Below are 19,036 nucleotides of genomic sequence, written 5' to 3' on the forward strand. Positions count from 1 at the left end.
GTGGGCGCGATCACCGGAACGTTCAAGGGCTTCGGTGTCACCTTCTCGCACATGTTCAAGAAGGTCGTCACCACCGACTACCCGTTCAAGCCGCCGGTGTCGGCGCCGCGCTACCACGGGCGGCACATCCTCAACCGGCACCCGGACGGGCTGGAGAAGTGCATCGGCTGCGAGCTGTGCGCCTGGGCCTGCCCGGCCGACGCGATCTACGTCGAGGGCGGCGACAACACCGACGAGCAGCGCTTCTCGCCGGGTGAGCGGTACGCCAGCATCTACCAGATCAACTACGCCCGCTGCATCTTCTGCGGGCTCTGCATCGAGGCCTGCCCGACCCGCTCGCTGACGATGAGCAACGAGTACGAGCTGGCCCGGGACAGCCGGCAGGATCTGATCTTCACGAAGGAGCAGTTGCTCGCGCCGCTGCTGCCGGGCATGGAGCAGCCGCCGCACCCGATGCGGCTGGGCGACAGCGAGAAGGACTACTACGTGGGGGCGCTGACCAACCCGGGCACCTCGGCCGGCGCGGAGCACTCGGCCAACAACCCGGGCCGGTACCAGGTGGAGGAGCACCCCGGTGTGACCTTCCCCGGCGCCGAGCAGCACGCCCAGCGGGCGGCGGCCGCCAAGGGGGACGGAGCATGACCACGCAGACGGTGCTCGCCGCGGCGGGCGAGGTCTCCAGCGGGGAGCAGGTGACGTTCTGGATCCTGGCTCCGCTGGCGCTGATCGGCGCGATCGGGATGGTCGCGGCGCGCAACGCCGTGCACTCGGCGCTCTGGCTGGTGCTGACCATGCTCTGCCTGGGCGTGTTCTACGTGCTCCAGGCAGGGCCGTTCATCGGCATGGTGCAGATCATCGTCTACACCGGCGCGATCATGATGCTCTTCCTGTTCGTGCTGATGCTGGTGGGCCGGGACGCCTCGGACTCGCTGATCGAGACGCTGCGCGGCCAGCGGGTCGCGGCGGTGGTGCTCGGGCTCGGCTTCGCCGGCCTCGTCGGCGGCGGGCTCTGGCGCGCGCTGGAGGGCACCACGGCCGTCGGCCTGGAGCAGGCCAACGCCGAGGGCAACGTGCAGGGCATCGCCCGGCTGCTCTTCACCAAGTACGTCTTCGCGTTCGAGCTCACCTCGGCGCTGCTCATCACCGCCGCGGTCGGCGCGATGGTGCTGGCGCACATCGAGCGGCGCAAGCAGGACAAGCTGGACCAGCCGACGACCATGCGGGCGCGCTTCGCCCCGGGCAACTACCCGGGCCCGAAGCCCGGCCCGGGCGTCTACGCGACCTCGTCCTCGGTGGCCACCCCGGCGCGCCTGCCCGACGGCCGGCTGACCGAGGTGAGCACCCCCGACATCCTGCCGGTGCGCGAGCTCACCGACCGGGAGACCTCGCTGAAGGGGACCGAGAAATGACGCCCGACTACTACCTGGTGCTGGCCGCGGTGCTGTTCACCATCGGCGCGGCCGGTGTGCTGATCCGGCGCAACGCGATCGTGCTGTTCATGTGCATCGAGCTGATGCTCAACGCGGCCAACCTGATGCTGGTCACCTTCAGCCGGATCAACGGTGACCTCAACGGCCAGATCATGGCGTTCTTCGTGATGGTGGTCGCGGCGGCCGAGGTCGTGGTCGGGCTCGCGATCATCATGGCGATCTTCCGGACCCGGCGCTCCGCGAGCGTCGACGACGCCAACCTGCTGAAGTACTGAGGGGTCCTGCGGTGGGAACGATTCTGACGAACGCCCCGGCTGAGCCGGCGGGCACCGTCGCGTACGCGACGGCGGACGGGCTGCTGGGCAGCGTCTGGCTGCTGGTGGCGATCCCGCTGGTCAGCGCGGCGATCCTGCTGCTGCTCGGCCGGCGGGCGGACCGCTGGGGGCACTGGCTCGGGGTGGCCGCCATCGGCGCCGCGTTCGTGCTGGGCCTGGCCTACTTCTTCCAGCTGCGTGGCCTGGAGAACAAGTCGGTCGAGCTGAGCCTGTGGGACTTCATCACGGTCGGCGACCTGCGGGTGGACTTCGGCCTGCTCTTCGACCCGCTGGCCGCCGTCTTCGTGCTGCTGATCACCGGGGTGGGTTTCCTGATCCACCTCTACGCGGTCGAGTACATGGCGCACGACGCGGGGCGCCGGCGGTTCTTCGGGTACTTCAACCTGTTCGTCGCCGCCATGCTCCTGCTGGTGCTCGGCAACAACTACGTGATGCTCTACTTCGGCTGGGAGGGCGTCGGTCTGGCGTCGTACCTGCTGATCTCCTTCTGGTACGAGCGGCCGAGCGCCGCCACGGCCGGCAAGAAGGCGTTCCTGATGAACCGGGTCGGCGACGCCGGCCTGGCGATCGGCATCTTCATCATGTTCGCCACCCTCGGCACCACCCAGTACGACGAGGTCTTCAACGGCGTCGGCTCGCTGACCGCGACCACGGTGCTGGTGCTCGGCCTGCTGCTGCTGCTCGGCGCGACCGGCAAGTCCGGCCAGTTCCCGCTCCAGGCGTGGCTGCCGGACGCGATGGAGGGTCCGACCCCGGTGTCGGCGCTCATCCACGCCGCCACCATGGTCACGGCGGGCGTCTACCTGATCGCCCGCTCCAACCCGATCTTCTCGGCCAACTCCACCCTCCAGCTCGTGGTGGTGAGCGTCGGCGCGCTGACCCTGCTGATCGGCTGCGTCATCGGCGCGGCCAAGGACGACATCAAGCGGGTGCTGGCCTGGTCGACGGTGAGCCAGATCGGCTACATGTTCGTCGGCGTCGGCCTCGGTGGGGGCGCGTACGCGCTGGCCATCATCCACCTGCTGGCGCACGGCTTCTTCAAGGCCAACATGTTCCTCGGCGCGGGCTCGGTCATGCACGGCATGAACGACCAGGTCGACATCCGCCGCTTCGGTGGCCTCTCGAAGCACATGAAGGTCACCTGGCTGACGTTCATGATGGGCTGGCTCGCCATCATCGGCATCCCGCCGCTGTCCGGCTACTTCTCCAAGGAGCCGATCATCGTGGCCGCGTTCGGGCGGGAGGACTGGACCGCCTGGCTCTTCGGCGGCGCGGCCCTGCTCGGCGCCGGGCTGACCGCGTTCTACATGACCCGGCTCTTCGTGCTCACCTTCCACGGCCCGAAGCGCTGGACGGAGGACATCGAGCACCCGCACGAGTCGCCGAAGCTGATGACCGTCCCGCTGGTCCTGCTGGCGATCGGCTCCGTCGGGGCCGGCTACCTGCTCTCCACCTCGGTGCCGGACTGGCTGACCGCCACCGCCGGGCTGGGCGGCCAGGAGGCCGAGCACCACCCGGTGCTCTCGCACGCCGTGGTCACGATCCTGTCGATCCTGGCCACCGTGCTCGGTGCCGGGCTCGCCTGGTTCCTGTTCCGGGGCGGCACGGCCACCGCGCCGCAGCCGGCCGGGGTGCTGGTCACCGCCGCCCGGCGCAACCTCTACACCGACGCGTTCAACGAGGCGGTCTTCGAGAAGCCGGGCATCTTCCTCACCCGGGCCCTGGTCTACCTGGACAACCGGGGCGTCGACGGGCTGGTCAACGGCCTCGCGGCGGGGATCGGTGGCGGCTCGGGCCGGCTCCGGCGGCTCCAGACGGGCTTCGTCCGGTCGTACGCCACCTCGATCCTGGCCGGCGCGCTGCTGGTGGTGGCGGCGTTCCTGGCCGTCGAGGCGGGGTGGCTGGCGTGATCGACCTCTTCCAGGCGGCCGTCGTCGGCGGACCGCGCAGTGACGACGGAGGTAAGGCCGCATAATGTCCGACTTCCCGTTCCTCTCGGTGCTCACCGTGGCGCCGCTGGTCGGTGCCCTGGTGGTGGCCTTCCTGCCGCGCAGCCGGCCGGAACTGGCCAAGCAGGTGGCGCTCGGCTGGTCGCTGCTGGTGCTGGCGCTGTCGGTGGTCATGTGGGTGACCTTCCAGGTCGGCGGTGACCGCTTCCAGTTCCGCGAGTCGTACCCGTGGATCCCGAACTGGGGCGTCAGCTTCACCTTCGCCGCCGACGGCATCGCGCTGGTCATGCTGATGCTGATCGCGGTGCTGGTGCCGCTGGTGATCCTGGCGTCCTGGCACGACGCCGAGTCGTCGAAGCGGTCGGTGCCGGTCTACTTCGCGCTGCTGCTCGTCCTCGAGTGCACGATGATCGGCGTCTTCGCCGCCGCCGACGTCTTCCTGTTCTACGTGTTCTTCGAGGTCATGCTGGTGCCGATGTACTTCCTCATCGGCAGCTACGGCGGCCACCAGCGGCAGTACGCGGCGGTGAAGTTCTTCCTCTACTCGCTCGTCGGCGGCCTGTTCATGCTCGCCGCGGTGATCGGCCTCTGGGTGGTCGGCGGGAAGACCTTCGATTGGCAGGCGCTGTCCCAGGTGGACATCTCCACCGGCACGGAGCGCTGGCTGTTCCTCGGCTTCTTCCTCGCGTTCGCGATCAAGGCGCCGTTCTTCCCGTTCCACACCTGGCTGCCGGACGCCGGTGGCGCGGCCCCGGCCGGCGCGGCGGCGCTGCTCGTCGGCGTGCTCGACAAGGTCGGCACGTTCGGCATCCTGCGCTACTGCCTGCCGCTGTTCCCGGACGCGGCCAAGTGGTTCGCCCCGTGGGCGCTGGCGCTGGGCCTGATCGGCATCATCTACGCCGCGCTGCTGGCGGTGGGCCAGAACGACCTCAAGCGACTGGTGTCGTACACGTCGATCGCGCACTTCGGCTTCATCGGGGTGGGCATCTTCGCCTTCACCACCCAGGCGGGCACCGGCGCGGTGCTCTACATGCTCAACCACGGCCTCGCCACCGGCCTGCTCTTCCTGGTGGTGGGCATGCTCATCGCCCGGCGCGGCTCGGCGCTGATCAGCGACTTCGGCGGCGCCGGCAAGCTGGTGCCGCTCCTGGCCGGGGTGCTCTTCTTCGCCGGTCTGGCCTCGCTCGCGCTGCCGGGCACCGCGCCGTTCGTCTCCGAGTTCCTGGTGCTGATCGGCACGTTCACGGTGAACAAGCCGGTCGCGGTGATCGCGACGCTCGGCATCATCCTGGCCGCCGCGTACGTGCTGTGGATGGTGCAGCGCACCACGCAGGGCACGCTCAATCCGGCGCTGACCGAGGTCGACGGCATGCGGCGGGACCTCAACCTGCGCGAGAAGTTCGTGGTCGCCCCGCTGATCGTGCTGATCGTGCTGCTCGGCTTCTACCCGAAGCCGGTGACCGACGTGATCAACCCGGCCGTGCAGGCGACCATGCAGGACATCGGCAGGACCGACCCCGCCCCGACCTCGGGCGGCACCGTCCAGGAGGCGGCAAAGTGAATGAGCTGAAACTGCCGTCGATCGACTACGCGGCGCTCGCGCCGACCCTGATCATGCTGGGTGCCGCGCTGCTCGGCGTGCTGGTCGAGGCGTTCGTGCCCCGCCGGCTCCGGCACGTGGTGCAGCTCTCGTTGGCCCTGCTGGCGGTGCTCGCCGCGCTGACGATGGTGGTGCTGGCGGCGGACGAGCGGTCGATCACCATCGGCGGGGCGATCGCGGTCGACGGGCCGACGCTCTTCCTCCAGGGCGCGATCCTGGTCCTCGCCGCGATGGCGCTGCTGCTCATCGGCGAGCGCTCGGTGGAGCGGGGCGGGGCGTTCGTCGCCCAGGCCGCGGTCACCGCCGAGTCGGCCGACGACCGTCGGCAGGCCGAGGGCAAGAACGGCCTCACCGAGGTCTACCCGCTGACCACGTTCGCGATCGGCGGCATGCTGATCTTCGTGGCGGCGAACGACCTGCTGACCATGTTCATCGCGCTCGAGGTCTTCTCGCTGCCGCTGTACCTGCTCTGCGCGCTGGCCCGCCGCCGGCGGCTGCTGAGCCAGGAGGCCGCGCTGAAGTACTTCATGCTCGGCGCGTACGCCTCGGCCTTCTTCCTGTTCGGCGTGGCCCTGGTGTACGGCTTCACCGCGGGCGTCCCGGGCCGGCAGGCGGGCGTCGACTTCGCCACGGTCCACGCGGCCGTGGCGGACTCCCCGGCCAGCCCGGTGCTGCTCTTCGCCGGCATGGCGATGCTCGCCATCGGTCTGCTCTTCAAGGCCGCGGCCGCCCCGTTCCACGTCTGGACGCCGGACGTCTACCAGGGCGCGCCGACCCCGATCACCGGCTTCATGGCCGCCTGCACCAAGGTCGCCGCGTTCGGCGCCCTGCTGCGGGTGTTCCACGTCGCCTTCGACGGGGCGCGGTGGAACTTCACCCCGGTCCTCGGCGCGGTGGCGGTGCTGACCATGCTTGTCGGCGCGGTGCTGGCGGTCACCCAGACCGACATCAAGCGGCTGCTGGCGTACTCCTCGATCGCCAACGCCGGCTACCTGCTGGTGGGCGTGCTGGCGCCGAGCGCCGACGGGGTCTCGGGGACGATGTTCTACCTGGTCGCGTACGGCTTCTCGGTGCTCGCCGCGTTCGCCGTGGTGACCCTGGTGCGCGACGCCGACGGGGAGGCCACCCACCTGTCCCGCTGGGCCGGGCTGGGGCGGCGTTCGCCGTTCTACGCCGGCGTCTTCACCTTCATCCTGCTCGCCTTCGCCGGCATTCCGCTGACCAGCGGCTTCACGAGCAAGTTCGCGGTCTTCGGGCCGGCGCTCGACGGCGGGCAGGCGTGGCTGGTGATCGCCGGCGTGCTGACCAGCATGGTGCTGGCCTTCCCGTACCTGCGGGTCGTGGTGATGATGTGGCTCTCCGAGCCGGGCGAGTCGACGCCGACCGTCGCCGTGCCGGGCGGGCTGACCTCGGCCGCGCTGATGATCGGCGTGATCGCCACCCTGGTCCTCGGCGTCGCCCCGGCGCCGCTGCTCGACCTGGCCACCGGTGCCGCCGAATTTGTCAGATGACCGACGCTCTGGCCTGCGGGGGCCGGTACGCCACGGCGTGCCGGCCCCCGCGCCGTATCCCCCGTCCCGGGCAGGTCGGAGGGGTGTGGCATGGTTGAAGGCGTGGTGAATCCGGCTGGCGAGCGTTCAAGTGCCATCGGGTCCGGCGGCCGTCGGACCAGGGTGAGCACGAGTCAGTTCGGCGCGCTCGGCCTCTATCTCGCCGATCCCCGCGTCGAGGCGTCCGTGCTGGGCCTGCTGGAGGGCGTCGAGGTCGAGTTGCGGGCCAGTGTGGCCAGTGCCGACCCGTTCGTCACCGAGGCCGCCCGGCACCTCGTGGAGGCCGGCGGCAAGCGGTTCCGCCCGCTGCTGGTGGCGTTGGGCGCGCAGTTCGGCGACCCGACCAGCGCCCAGGTCGTGCCGGCCGCGGTGGTGATGGAGCTCACCCACCTGGCGACGCTCTACCACGACGACGTGATGGACGAGGCCGCCGTGCGCCGGGGGGCGCCCAGCGCCAACTCCCGGTGGACCAACTCGGTCGCCATCCTCGTCGGCGACTACCTCTTCGCCCGCGCCGCCGACATCGCGGCCGACCTGGGCATCGAGGCCGTACGCCTCCAGGCGCGCACCTTCGCCCGGCTGGTGCACGGCCAGATCGCCGAGACCGTCGGCCCCCGCCCCGGCGACGACCCGGTGGCCCACTACCTGGACGTGATCGCGGGGAAGACCGGCTCGCTGATCGCCACCTCGGCCCGCTTCGGCGGCATGTTCGGCGGCGCCGCCCCGGAGCACATCGAGGCGTTGGCCGGCTACGGCGAGACCATCGGGGTGGCCTTCCAGCTCTCCGACGACCTGCTCGACATCGCCTCGGAGTCGGTGGAGTCGGGCAAGACGCCCGGCACCGACCTGCGTGAGGGCGTGCCGACCCTGCCGGTGCTCTACGCGCTCGCCTCGGACGACGCCGACGCCGCCTCGGTGCGGCTGCGGGAGATCCTGGCCACCGGCCCGCTGACCGACGACGACCTGCATTCCGAGGCGCTCGGCCTGCTCCGCGAGAGCCCGGCGCTCAAGCGGGCCCGGGAGACGGTCCGCAGCTACGCCGAGGAGGCCCGGGAGCAGCTCGCGCCGCTCCCGGAGGGCCCGGCCCGCCGCGCCCTGGAATCCCTCTGCGACTACATCGCCGACCGCACGAGCTGACGCCCGTCCCGGCCGCCCCGCAGCAGGGGCGGCCCGGTGCGGCCGGTCAGTCGTGCTCGTAGTACCGGACCTGGATTCCCGCTCGCCGGACGGTCACGTCGGCGTGGTCGCCGAACGTCTCCAGGAGCACGTCGTCGAAACCACCCTGTTCGAGGGCCTCGGCGAAGGCGTACGCCCGCAGGTAGCGGGCCTCGTCGTGCCCGCGGTACGTGTCCCGCCTCGAGGAGGCCCAACCGCCCAGGCTGGGGTGCCGGTCGGCGTACTCGCCCACGCAGAGGTCGTCCGGGTCGGCCTGCGGCCCGTCGGCGGTGGTGCGTACCCACACGTCCTGGACGCCGAAGACGCACGGCTCCCCGTCGTTGAAGTAGGGCGTGAACTGCCGCCAGCCGAACTCCGTGACGGCCTCGTCGTCGAGCAGGGCGCGCAGGAGCGGTCGCAGCTCCTCCAGGGGCCGCTGCGGGACCCGGTGGCCCTGGGTGATCTCACCCTCGACCGGGATGCCGAGGAAACTGACGTGACTCACTGGTCGCCTCCGAGCAGGGTGGAGAGGGGCAGGTCCTTGCGTTGGGCGCCGGACATCCAGGGGCGGATCGGCATCCCGTCGAGGTAGTCGGCGGGGCTGGGCAGCCAGCCCAGGTCCTCCAGCACGTGTCGTTCGGCGATCAGGCGGACCGGGACGCGCTTGCGGCCGACCCGCAGGGTGTCGCCGAAGATCCGCTGGCAGAGGTAGATGCCGGCGGTGTGGTGGTACATCGCGCGGTGCCGGACGTCCCCGATGATCTGTTTGGAGGAGTCGATGAACTCCTCGATCGGCAGGTAGTCCTCCGGGGTGCCGCCCCACTTGCGCGCCGCCGACTGCGCGTGGTGCCACGAATTCATGATCGACAAACTAGCCGTCGGCACCGACAGGATCGTCGGCCCGCTCAGTGACGGGTGAGCAGCCGGCTGCCGGTGAGCATCAGGGCGGCGGCCGCCAGCATGGCCGCCCCGGCGGTGAGCCACATCGCGGGGTAGCCGGCGTGGGCGGCAACCGTGCCGAGGCCCAGCGGGCCGAGGCACCCGCCCGCGTACACCCCGGTCTGGGTGATCGAGGTGGCGGCGGCCGGGGCCTGCGGGTGCAGCCGGACCACCGCGAACGTCATCAGCCCCGGCCACGCCCAGCCCAGGCCGAAGCCGAGCACCACGCCGAGGACCAGCGGCGCCGGACCGGCGACGGCGAGCAGGCCCAGCCCGGCCGCGCCGACCACGAGCATGCCGGCGATGACGGCCACGTGCCCGGTGGGGCGCCGGTCCGCCAGCCAGCCCGCGCAGACCCGCGCGGTGACGCAGACCGCGCTGCCGAGGGTCAGGGTCAGCCCGGCCAGTCCGGGGGTGAGCCCCCGGTCGACGGCGGAGTCCACCACGAAGGTGCCCAGCGCGTTCGCGGCCGCCGCGGCGAGCATCGCGGCGCCCCCGACCACCAGCAGGGCCGCCGTGGCGCGGCCGGCGCGGGCGGGGGCGGCCGTCCGGCCCGGGCGCGGCTCCCGCGCGGGTACGGCGGGCAGCGCCGCCAGGGCCGCCCCGGCGGCCACCACGAACGCCCACCGCCAGCCGGCGGTCAGCGCGACCGTCGGCACCGCCGCGCCGGCCAGCAGGGTGGAGACGGGGATGGCGGCCTGCTTCACCCCGAACGACAGCCCCTGCCGCCGCGCCGGCACGTGCCGGGCCAGCGCGGCGTTGCTGGCGAGCTGGCCGAGGGCGTTGGCGGCGGCGCTGAGCGCCAGCAGCCCCACCAGCATGGCGTACGAGCGGGCGAGGGCGGCGACGGCGAGCATCGCCCCGGCGGAGAGCAGGATGGCGCAGCGGGCCACCACGGCCGGCCCGTACCGGTCGACGAGCCTCCCGGAGGGCACCGACGCCAGCGCGCCGACCCCGAAGTAGACGGAGACGGCCAGGCCCAGCCCGGCGGGGGAGAAGCCGAGGTCGTCGCCCAACTGCACGGCGAGCCCGCCGACCAGGAAGACCGGCAGGACGGAGGCGATGGTGACGGCGACGGCACCGGCGGCGGCCCGGGCGGGGCGGGGCGGCGCGACGTCCGGGGCGGGGTGGAGCGCGGGGCGGGTCATGGTGCGGCAAACCTACGCGAGGCCGTCTCGGGTGACGCACCGTGCCGGTGCGGGTACGCGCTGTTCCCGACGATCTGGCATCCTCCACCCGAACAGGCATTTCGCACCGGGCCTGTATTTCATATGGTGTAAGTCCCCGGCGGCGGAGGTGGTTGTGCGCGACCCCTTGGCGGAACCTTCGGATCTCATCCGGAGCGTGTCCCGCGCGCTACGAGTGCTCGAGTCGGTCGGTCGCGCCCCGAAGGGGCTGACCGTCAAGCAGATCGCCCGGCGGTGTGAGCTGACCGTGGCGACGACCTACCACCTGGTCCGCACCCTGGCCTACGAGGGCTACGTGATCCGGCGCGAGGACGGCACGTACATCGTGGGCCTGGAGGTGGCCGACCGTTACCGCGAGCTGGTGACGGCGTTCCGGGGGCCGCCGGCGGTCGGGGAGAGCCTGCGCCGGGCCGCCGTGGACACGGGCTACAGCCACTACCTGGGCCGGTTCGTGGGCGGTCAGGTGGCCGTCACGGCCGTCGCCGAGGGCCCCCGCTCGCCCTACCTGGAGGACCTGGTGCCCGGGTTCGACGAGGGGGCGCACGCGACCGCCCTGGGCAAGGCCCTGCTCGCCACGCTGACCGCCGAGCAGCGCTTCCGCTACCTGCGCGAGTACGGCATGCGCCCCTTCACCTCCGCCACCCTGACCAGCACCGAGGCGTTCGAGGCCGACCTGGCCGCCGGCGACCGGCGCGGCATGCAGCTGGAGCTGGGGCAGTTCCGGCAGGGGGTGGCGTGCGCCGCGGTGCTGGTCAGCCCCGACAAGGACATGGAGCGCCGGGTGGTGCTGGCCTGCGCGCTGCCGGCCAGCGAGATGATGACCTCCGCCCGGGTGGTCCGGGCGAAGCTGCTCACCGCCGCCCGGGCCATCGCCGACGGCCTGGCGTCGGAGAGCTGACCCGGCCGACGGGCACCGCCGCAGCGGCCGTGCCCGGAAACGGCCGAGGGCCCTCACCCCGGCTGGGAGAGGGCCCTCGGTGGCGGTCCAGCGCCGGACCGCCCGAGGAGGAGTCAGCTGCCGACCGGCCCGCCGTCGAGACGCCAGGTCACCACCACGCCGGGCTTGGCGTAGTCGCCGTCCGGCCAGTTCGAGGCCGGCTTCTCGACCGACGCGCCGCTGATCTCACCCGGGTGCTGCACGGCCACGAAGACCGAGCGGTTGTCCCCGGTGATGAACGGGCCGCAGGCCTCCGCGCCCACCGGCACGGTCAGGAACTGCTTCAGGTGGCCCCGCTCCGGTCCCTCGACGGCGGTCGCGAAGAGGCCGTCGTTGCTGCCCAGCGCGTTGCCGTCGGTGGAGATCCAGAGGTTCCCGGTGGCGTCGAACGCCACGTTGTCCGGGCAGGAGATCGGGGAGACCGCCCCCTTGTCGTACCCGGCGAAGTACGTCGACGGGTCGGTCGGGTCGCCGCAGACGATCGGCAGCGACCAGGCGAACGTCTCGGCGGTGTTGTCGCCACGGTCCTCGACCAGCTCCAGCACCTGACCGTGCTTGTTCAGGCTGCGCGGGTTGGCCTCGTCGGCGGCCGGCTTGCCGGCCTTGCCCCGGTCGGTGTTGTTGGTCAGCGCCACGTACACCTTGCCGGTGAGCAGGCTCGGCTCGACGTCCTCCGGGCGGTCCATCTTGGTCGCCCCGACCTTGTCGCCGGCGAGCCGGGTGAAGGTCAGCACGTCGGCGGCGGTCATCCCGTCGACGTACGAGCGGTTGCCGCTGACCAGCTTGATCCAGCGGCCCCGGCCGTTGAACGCGCCGTCGGCGGGGAGCTTGCCGGAACCGTCGATCTCGCCGGCGCTGGTCTGCTCCAGCTGGGCGACGTAGAGGGTGCCCGACTCCAGCAGGGTCAGGTTGTGCCTGCGGGCGACCCAGGAGTTGCCCTTCATGAACTTCTTGTCGGAGACGAACTTGTAGAGGTAGTCGAACCGCTCGTCGTCGCCCATGTACGCGACCACGTGCCCGCTGGCGGCGACGATGACGTTCGCGCCCTCGTGCTTGAACCGGCCCAGCGCGGTGTGCTTGCGCGGGCGGCTCTCCGGGTCGAACGGGTCGATCTCCACGATCCAGCCGTGCCGGTTGGCCTCGTTCGGGTGCTTGGCCAGGTCGAACCGCTCGTCGGCGCGCTCCCACTTGCGGCTGCCGCTCGGGTAGCGGGCGGTGGTGGTGATGCCGTAGCGGGCCAGCTTCGGCCTGTCCGCCTCCGGCGCGCCGTCGCCGCCGACGAAGTACTGGTTGAAGTTCTCCTCGCCGGAGAGCACCGTGCCCCACGGCGTCACCCCGCCGGCGCAGTTGTTGAGGGTGCCGACGACCGTGCGGCCCTTCGGGTCGGCGGCGGTCCTCAGGGCGGCCGAGCCGGCGGCCGGCCCGGTCAGCTCGAACTTCGTGGCCAGCGCCGTGATCCGCCGGTTGTAGGGCCGGCGGCCCTTGGTGACCGGCCGCCACTGCCCGGTGCCCTCGACCCGCTCCAGTTCCACCACGGACATGCCGTGCGCGGCCATCGCGACCCGGAGCTGCTCCACGGTCAGCGCGTCCTGGCCGGTGAAGCCGGGGAACATCAGGTCCTCGTTGGTGTACTCGTGGTTGACCACGAGCAGCGCCCGCTGCCCGCGCCCGTCCAGCGGCAGCACCCCGACGAAGTCGTTGTTGTAGCCGAACTGCTTGGCCTGCGCGGCGGCGGTCTGGCCGTGCAGGTCGAACTCGGGCGCGCCCGGGACGACCGGGTCGCCCCAGCGGATGACGACCGCGTGGTCGTACCCGTTGGGGACGACGAAGGTGTCCAGGGTGTTCGGCGGGACCGGCTTGAAGGTCAGCGCGCCGCTGCCGACGCCGCCGGCGGGGCGGCCGAAGCCGGCGCCCTCGGGCACCACGGGGGCGGCGGGGGCGGCCGCGGCGGGGGCGGCGCCGGCCAGCGCGCCGGCCGCCGCGCCGCCGAAGCCGAGGACCAGCGCGCCCACCGCGCCGGCCCGGACCACGCCGCGCCGGGAGACCTCCGCGCCCACCACGTCGCCGAAGTACGCGTTGTCGGAGGTGTTCGGTACCGGGTGGTCGCAGGCGTTGCCGCACCGGTACAGACAGGTCATGGCGTCGCGGCTGCCGTGGCGGGTGGCGCCCAGCAACGGGAGCAGCCGGGGACGGTCGCTCATGGAAGGAGCCTCCTGGAGGGGGTCGGTGCACGCCGGACAGCCGCTGGCGTGCGTACCCGCCGGACGGTAGGAGGACCCGGTGAGCGGGCGTCGGCGGCGGCGTGAACCGGGCATGAACACCTCCGCCGGGACTGCCACGATGACCTGCGGCTGAACCGATCCGGGTGACGGCACGTATTCCCGTGCGAACGCCACTGTCGGACTCGCGCCGAGAGCGAGGAGACCGCCATCAGCGACCACGACGCCCAACTGCTCCGCGCGCTGCACGACGAGCACGCGGAGGCGCTCTACGCGCACGCCCTGCGCCTCGTCAACGGCGACCGGCAGCGGGCAGAGGACCTGGTGCAGGAGACGCTGCTGCGGGCCTGGCGGCACCCGGAGTCGCTCGACCCGGAGCGCGGCTCGGTCCGGGCCTGGCTCTTCACCACCGCCCGCAACCTGGCCATCGACGCCTGGCGGCGCCGCTCCACCCGGGTCGGCGAGGTCTTCACCGACGAGCTGCCCGAGCCCCCGGAGACGGTGGACGAGGCGGAACGCGCGGTGGAGGCGTGGACCGTCGCCGAGGCGCTGAACCGGCTCAGCCCCACCCACCGGGAGGTGCTGGTGGAGTGCTTCTACCAGGGGCGGTCGGTGGCCGAGGCGGCCTCCCGGCTGGGCGTGCCGCCGGGCACCGTGAAGTCCCGGACGCACTACGCCCTGCGCTCACTACGGTTGGTCCTGGCCGAGATGGGGGTGACCGCATGACCCGGTGCGACTTCGCGCACGACGACGGCGCGTACGTGCTGGGTGCGCTGGCCCCCGCCGAACGGGCGGCCTACGAGCGGCACCTCGCCGGCTGTGTCGCGTGCCGCGAGGCGGTCGCCGAGATCGCCGTTCTGCCCGGCCTGCTGGGCCGGCTCGATCCGGCCGGGCTGGAGCAGTTCCTGCCGTCGCCGGAGAACCCCCGGGTGTCCGAGCTGCTCACCGCCGCGGGCGACCGCCGGCGCCGCGAGCGGACGGCCGCCCGCCGCCGGTACGCCCTCACCGCCCTCGCCGCCGCCGCGCTGGCCCTGGTCGTCGGCGTCGGCACCGCCGTGGTGCTGCCCCGCGAGGCGGCCACCCCGCCGACCGGCGACGTGCGGATGGTCACCATGCAGCCGGTGGCCGGCGCCGTGCCGGTGTCCGCCGAGATCGCCCTGACCAGCACCGGCTGGGGCACCGAGGTGCGGATGCGCTGCGGGTACGTCGCCAGGACGGGCTACGCCAAGGCGTACACCTTCCGGCTGGTGGCGCACGGCCCGGACGGCGCGACGGAGCAGGTCGGCTCGTGGCTCGCCGCCCCCGGCGACGACCTGCGGATCACCGGCGCGACCCGCTTCACCGACGCCGAACTGGTCCGTCTGGAGCTGCTCCGCGCCGACGGCACCCCCGTCCTCGCCTACGACGTCCGCTGACCCGCCCCTCGCCCCGGCCCTCCCGTCCCCGCGCCGTCGATCTCGCACATCCCCTTTGTCAGGGCGAGCAGTGCAAGATCGCGAGGGGTGAGGGCGGGGTGGGGTCAGCGGGTCGTGGCGGGGGTGGGGGCGGCGTGGCGGGCGGCGACGGTGGCGGCGCGGGTGCGGCGGGACTGGTGGAGGGCGTCGATGGTGAAGACGATCAGCGCGGCCCAGACCAGGGCGAAGCCGGCCAGCCGGGCCGGCGGCATCGGCTCGTGGAAGATCAGCACGCCGCAGCCGAGCTGGAGGATCGGGGCGAGGTACTGGAGCATGCCGAGGCCGGTGAGCGGGAGCCGGTTCGCCGCCCCGGCGAAGAGCAGCAGCGGGATCGCGGTCGCCGCGCCGGCCGCCACCAGCAGCGCGGTGTGCCCGACCGAGACGTGCCCGAAGGTGGCGTCGCCGCCGGCGGTGAGCCAGCCCAGGTACGCCAGCGCGGGCAGCGCCAGCACCGCCGACTCGACGAAGAGCCCTTCCGCGGCGGGCAGCCCGAGTCGCTTCTTGACCAGTCCGTAGCCGGCGAAGCTGAGCGCCAGGACCAGCGCCAGGTAGGGCGGCCGGCCGTAGTCGACGGTCAGCACCGCCACGGCCAGCCCGCCGATGCCGAGCGCCAACCACTGCGCGGACCGCAGCCGCTCGCGCAGCACGGTGACGCCCAGCAGCACCACCACCAGCGGGTTGATGAAGTAGCCGAGGGCGGTCTCCACCACCCGGTCCGAGTTGACGCCGTAGATGTAGGTGCCCCAGTTGACCGCGATCAGCGCGGCGGCCGCGGCGACGCCGGCCAGCGCGCGGGGTCGGCGCAGCAACGCCCGCAGGAAGCCGACGTTGCGCATCGCGGCCAGCAGCAGGGCGACGAACGCCACCGACCAGACGATCCGGTGGGCCAGGATCTCCATCGGCCCGGCCGGGCGCAGCACCTTCATGTAGAGCGGGAAGAAGCCCCAGAGCAGGTACGCGCCGAAACCGTAGAGGTAGCCGAGGCGAAGTGGCGTCACGCCTCCAGCGTAAGGGGCGACTGGCCGCCCGGTTCCTTGCCGGTGACCGGTCTCATCGGCTGGTCCCGCTGGTCGAGTTGCATCCAGTGGTGCGGCTCGGCCACCGGGGCGAAGCCCACCTTCGCGTACACCTCGTGGGCGTCGAAGGTGGCCAGCAGGATCCGGCGTACGCCCAGGCCGGCGAGGTGGTCGCGGACCGCGCCGGCCAACCAGGTGCCCAGCCCCCGGCCGCGCTCGCCCGGGTCGACGTAGACGTCGCAGAGCCAGGCGAAGGTGGCCCCGTCGGTGACCGCCCGGGCGACGGCGACCTGCCGCCCGTCGCCGGGGCGGTAGACGCCGAACGCCACCGACCCGGCGAGCGCGCGCGCCACCGTCTCCCGGTCCCGCCCGATCGCCCAGTACGCGTCGGTGGAGAGCCAGTGGTGCACGCGGTCCAGGTCGATCCGGTCCGGGTCGGTGCTGAGCTGGTAGCCGTCGTGGCGGGTCAGGGTGGTCATGGTGGTCACCCTGGTGACACTAGCCCGGCGACTCGGGCCGCTGAGCAGCCAGTTCCCGGCATCTGGTCGGCCGCCCCGCGGCGGTGCGGCTCAGTCCCGGTCGAGGACGGCGCCGAGGATCCAGGTGACGATCCCGACGAGGAGCGCGCCGAGCACGGCCTCCGGCCAGAAGCTGTCGACATGGAAGGGCAGCCCGGCCTGGTCGGCGATCCAGCTCGTGAGCAGGAACAACAGCCCGTTGACCACCAGCGCGATCAGCCCGAGGGTCAGCAGGTAGAAGCCGCAGCCGACGGTCTTGATGACCGGCTGGAGCACCGCGTTGACCACGCCGAAGATCGCCGCGACGAGGACGAGCGTGGTGACCGCGTCGGTGGCGGACTCCGATTCCAGCGTGATGCCCGGGATGAGCAGCGTGGCCAGCCAGAAGGCCAGTGCCGTGCTGGCCAGCCGGATCAGCAGCCCCTTGAGGAATCCCATGGCGGGGATCGTGCCACGGACGCGCCACGCGCGGAACCCGCGAGATCGACGGACCGCCGCGGGAAGCCGGATCCGCGGCCGGCCGCCGGGCGAGTGGCGCGCCGGTCAGTGGCGAGTGGCGCGCCGGTCAGTGGCGGGTGGCGCCGGTCGGTGGCGGGTGGTGCGCCGGTCAGCGGCGGGAGGGGCGGCCGATGAGCTGTGACTCGATCGGGGTGGGCGAGAGCAGCGCCCAGCGCAGCGCGCGCCGGTTGACCACCGCGACCATGTCGTCCCGGATCCGGGTCAGCCACTCCGCCGACCCGCCGAGGCCCAACGCGGCGCCGGCCACCACCGCCTCGGCCGGGTCGAGCGGTTGCAGCACGGCCAGGTCGGCCCGGCCCAGCGCGTCGGCGTCGGCCGGGGTCAGCTCGTCGCGGACCAGCAGCGTGGCCCGCCACGCGGGGCCCGGTTCCGGGTCGGCCGGCGTCGGGCCGGCGTCGACGACCACCAGCAGCGGGCACAGCGGCGAGCCCGGTCCGCCGCCCACCGGCCGGCCCGGCGGAACCAGCGGGATCATCGCGCCCGGCGTGCCGACGCCCCGCACGAACGGCTCCCAGCTGCGGGGGCGCGTCGTCTGCACCACCACCCGGGCGCCGAGCGCCATGGCCCGCAGCGCGACGAGCTGCGCCGCGCGTACCCCGCCGACGAGCATCACCCGGGTGCTCTCCGGCCGGAACAGCCGGACGGTCACCGCGCCGCCGTGCCGGTTCGCGCCGACCATCAGCCCCGCCTCGCCGACGGTCAGCTCCAACGCGTCGGGCGCCGGCCCCGGCCCCGGCGCCCCCGCCGCCGCGAGCGGCAGCGTGGCGGCCAGCCCTCCGAGCTGCGCTCCGTCGAGCCGGTGCACCTCGCCGCCCGCCTCGGTCACCAGCCGGCGCAGCGCCTGGGCGGCGACCGAGAGCTCCGCCGGGGTGGCGGCGGCCAGCCGTACGGCCACCTCGGTCGGCGCCGACGCGGGGTCGGCGCCGGCCCACGGCCCGGCGCAGAGCGACACCGTGGTCGCCGTCGCGGGCAGCGCGAGCAGCCGGGGCACCAGCCGCCGGCCGGCCTCGGTGCGCGCGTCGGGCCAGCGGCGCAGCCGGAACGTGGTCTGGAGCAGGTCACCCGCCCGCACCGTCTGCCAGGACTCCCGCGCCGGATGGTCGTCGTGGCGGGCCGACTCCGCCAGCACGCGCAGCGTCGCGTGCTCGCCGAGCGGGCGGGCGGTGACCGCCCCGAGCCGGCGCACGATCCGGCGTACGGTGCCGGAGAGCGCCCGCCGCAGCTCCTCGCCGGTCCAGCCCTCGGCGCGGAGCACCCGCACGGCGAGGACGGCCTGTTCCAGGCCGGCGAGCCGCCCGTCGGTGAGCTGCCGGTAGGACGTGGCGACCGTGCCGCCGCCCGCCCCGACCGTCGGTGCCGGCGCGCCCGTCAGCAGGAGCTGGAGCCGGACCGGCGGCCCGTCCGGCGCGGCGGCCGACAGCAGGGACGCCGGGAACGGCAGCGCGCGGGGACCGTCGCCGAGCAGGTCGGCCGGGTCGCCGACCTCCACCAGGGCCACCATGCCGGCGGCGTCGTCGAGCACGGCGGCCGGCGTGCCGGCCAGCTCGGCGGGGCGGACCACCGCACCCGGGTCGACCAGGTCCAGCAGGGCCGCCGGGCCCGCGGCCGGCGGCAGGGCGCGGCGGCGGGTCGCATAGCCCAGGCCGGTGGCGAGCCACTCGAAAAGCCAGCGCCCTCGCAGCCGCACCCACGCCAGGGGCAGCAGCGTCGCGGCCAGCGCCACGGCGGCCAGCGCCGCGAGCACGCCCCGGCCGGCGGCCGCGACCAGGGCGGCCACCGCGACCTGCGCGGCGACGACCTGACCGGCCCGGACGCCGACGGCCCGCCGCCGGGCGGCCGGAATCCACTGTGGCGGCAGGACGGCGCGGGGCCCCGACGCCCCCGGTGCGGGACCGGCCGGTGCGGGTGGGGCCGGGGCGGGGACGGCGGCGGCCGGCTGCGCGGCCGGCCGGACCGGGCCCGTGCTGGTGGTCACCGTCACCGTGCCTCCTCGACCGGTCACCCGCCGCGACATCGACGCCGCCCATCGTAAGGGCCTGCTCCGGGGAGCGGGAGCGCGGTTGTCCACAGGGGATGGCGACGGGGTAGCAGAACCGCGACGTGACGGCTACCGTCAGCGACGAGTTCCGCTGACCCCGCGCCCGCCGCGCTCGACGCCCGGGCGGCGCGAGCGGGGCGCCCGAGTGAGCGGGCGCGCCGACGGCCAGCCACGACCGATGAGACGAGGT

General features: G+C 73.4%; 18 protein-coding genes. 10 read left to right on the forward strand and 8 right to left on the reverse strand.

Annotated elements, in window-relative coordinates:
• The 7 genes from nuoI (at position 1) to AB0L34_RS00200 (ending at position 8,001) form a co-directional block, all read left to right on the forward strand.
• Complete coding sequence (gene nuoI / locus AB0L34_RS00170) at positions 1 to 642, forward strand: NADH-quinone oxidoreductase subunit NuoI (protein ID WP_121397080.1); 642 nt, start codon at positions 1 to 3, stop codon at positions 640 to 642.
• Entirely contained in the window at positions 639 to 1,409 is a 771-nt protein-coding gene (locus AB0L34_RS00175) for an NADH-quinone oxidoreductase subunit J (RefSeq protein ID WP_363700579.1), read from the forward strand. Before nuoI ends, AB0L34_RS00175 begins: the two co-directional genes overlap by 4 nt.
• Entirely contained in the window at positions 1,406 to 1,705 is a 300-nt protein-coding gene (nuoK, locus tag AB0L34_RS00180; RefSeq protein WP_350701867.1) for an NADH-quinone oxidoreductase subunit NuoK, read from the forward strand. The genes AB0L34_RS00175 and nuoK overlap by 4 nt, the downstream gene beginning before the upstream one ends.
• Before the next feature lie 11 nt (positions 1,706 to 1,716).
• The gene (nuoL, locus tag AB0L34_RS00185) at positions 1,717 to 3,675 is read left to right on the forward strand and encodes an NADH-quinone oxidoreductase subunit L (RefSeq protein ID WP_363700581.1); all 1,959 of its coding nucleotides are present in this window, start codon (positions 1,717 to 1,719) and stop codon (positions 3,673 to 3,675) included.
• Positions 3,676 to 3,739: 64 nt separating this feature from the next.
• On the forward strand, positions 3,740 to 5,275 hold the full coding sequence (locus AB0L34_RS00190; protein ID WP_350701863.1) for an NADH-quinone oxidoreductase subunit M: 1,536 nt from the start codon (positions 3,740 to 3,742) through the stop codon (positions 5,273 to 5,275).
• Entirely contained in the window at positions 5,272 to 6,825 is a 1,554-nt protein-coding gene (nuoN, locus tag AB0L34_RS00195) for an NADH-quinone oxidoreductase subunit NuoN (RefSeq protein WP_363700583.1), read from the forward strand. The genes AB0L34_RS00190 and nuoN overlap by 4 nt, the downstream gene beginning before the upstream one ends.
• 90 nt (positions 6,826 to 6,915) lie before the next feature.
• Entirely contained in the window at positions 6,916 to 8,001 is a 1,086-nt protein-coding gene (locus AB0L34_RS00200; RefSeq protein WP_357452449.1) for a polyprenyl synthetase family protein, read from the forward strand.
• A gap of 46 nt (positions 8,002 to 8,047) precedes the next feature.
• On the opposite strand, the gene AB0L34_RS00205 is transcribed toward AB0L34_RS00200, so the two are convergent.
• From AB0L34_RS00205 to AB0L34_RS00215, 3 genes are read right to left on the reverse strand one after another with little or no spacing between them, the layout of a single operon-like run.
• Positions 8,048 to 8,524 (reverse strand): hypothetical protein, encoded by a 477-nt coding sequence (locus tag AB0L34_RS00205; protein ID WP_363700585.1) that lies wholly within the window; start codon positions 8,522 to 8,524, stop codon positions 8,048 to 8,050.
• Entirely contained in the window at positions 8,521 to 8,880 is a 360-nt protein-coding gene (locus tag AB0L34_RS00210) for a hypothetical protein (RefSeq protein ID WP_363700587.1), read from the reverse strand. The genes AB0L34_RS00205 and AB0L34_RS00210 overlap by 4 nt, the downstream gene beginning before the upstream one ends.
• 44 nt (positions 8,881 to 8,924) lie before the next feature.
• Positions 8,925 to 10,106 (reverse strand): MFS transporter, encoded by a 1,182-nt coding sequence (locus tag AB0L34_RS00215; RefSeq protein ID WP_363700589.1) that lies wholly within the window; start codon positions 10,104 to 10,106, stop codon positions 8,925 to 8,927.
• A 154-nt stretch (positions 10,107 to 10,260) separates the two neighbouring features.
• Here AB0L34_RS00215 and AB0L34_RS00220 point away from each other — a divergent pair, with 154 nt between their 5' ends.
• Positions 10,261 to 11,043, forward strand: a complete 783-nt coding sequence (locus tag AB0L34_RS00220; protein ID WP_350701854.1) for an IclR family transcriptional regulator C-terminal domain-containing protein — start codon at positions 10,261 to 10,263, stop codon at positions 11,041 to 11,043.
• Between the two features lie 113 nt (positions 11,044 to 11,156).
• On the opposite strand, the gene AB0L34_RS00225 is transcribed toward AB0L34_RS00220, so the two are convergent.
• Positions 11,157 to 13,283: a PhoX family phosphatase gene (locus AB0L34_RS00225; protein ID WP_363700591.1), complete on the reverse strand. Its 2,127-nt coding sequence runs from the start codon at positions 13,281 to 13,283 to the stop codon at positions 11,157 to 11,159.
• 249 nt (positions 13,284 to 13,532) lie between these two features.
• On the opposite strand from AB0L34_RS00225, the gene AB0L34_RS00230 reads away from it, so the two are divergent.
• Entirely contained in the window at positions 13,533 to 14,027 is a 495-nt protein-coding gene (locus AB0L34_RS00230) for a sigma-70 family RNA polymerase sigma factor (RefSeq protein WP_350702681.1), read from the forward strand.
• Positions 14,024 to 14,716, forward strand: a complete 693-nt coding sequence (locus AB0L34_RS00235; RefSeq protein ID WP_363700593.1) for a zf-HC2 domain-containing protein — start codon at positions 14,024 to 14,026, stop codon at positions 14,714 to 14,716. The genes AB0L34_RS00230 and AB0L34_RS00235 overlap by 4 nt, the downstream gene beginning before the upstream one ends.
• Positions 14,717 to 14,820: 104 nt before the next feature.
• Here the strand turns inward: AB0L34_RS00235 and rarD are convergent, their stop codons facing one another.
• The 4 genes from rarD to eccE form a co-directional block, all read right to left on the reverse strand.
• A complete protein-coding gene (gene rarD, locus AB0L34_RS00240; protein ID WP_357452467.1) occupies positions 14,821 to 15,753 on the reverse strand; it encodes an EamA family transporter RarD in 933 nt (310 codons plus the stop codon).
• Positions 15,750 to 16,250: a GNAT family N-acetyltransferase gene (locus AB0L34_RS00245; RefSeq protein WP_357452470.1), complete on the reverse strand. Its 501-nt coding sequence runs from the start codon at positions 16,248 to 16,250 to the stop codon at positions 15,750 to 15,752. The genes rarD and AB0L34_RS00245 overlap by 4 nt, the downstream gene beginning before the upstream one ends.
• 90 nt (positions 16,251 to 16,340) lie before the next feature.
• Entirely contained in the window at positions 16,341 to 16,727 is a 387-nt protein-coding gene (locus AB0L34_RS00250) for a phage holin family protein (RefSeq protein ID WP_363700595.1), read from the reverse strand.
• Between the two features lie 169 nt (positions 16,728 to 16,896).
• Positions 16,897 to 18,783: a type VII secretion protein EccE gene (gene eccE / locus AB0L34_RS00255; protein ID WP_363700597.1), complete on the reverse strand. Its 1,887-nt coding sequence runs from the start codon at positions 18,781 to 18,783 to the stop codon at positions 16,897 to 16,899.
• Positions 18,784 to 19,036: the final 253 nt, after the last annotated feature.

Origin of the sequence: Micromonospora sp. NPDC052213, from assembly GCF_040679695.1 — a bacterium.
Taxonomy (GTDB): Bacteria; Actinomycetota; Actinomycetes; order Mycobacteriales; family Micromonosporaceae; genus Micromonospora.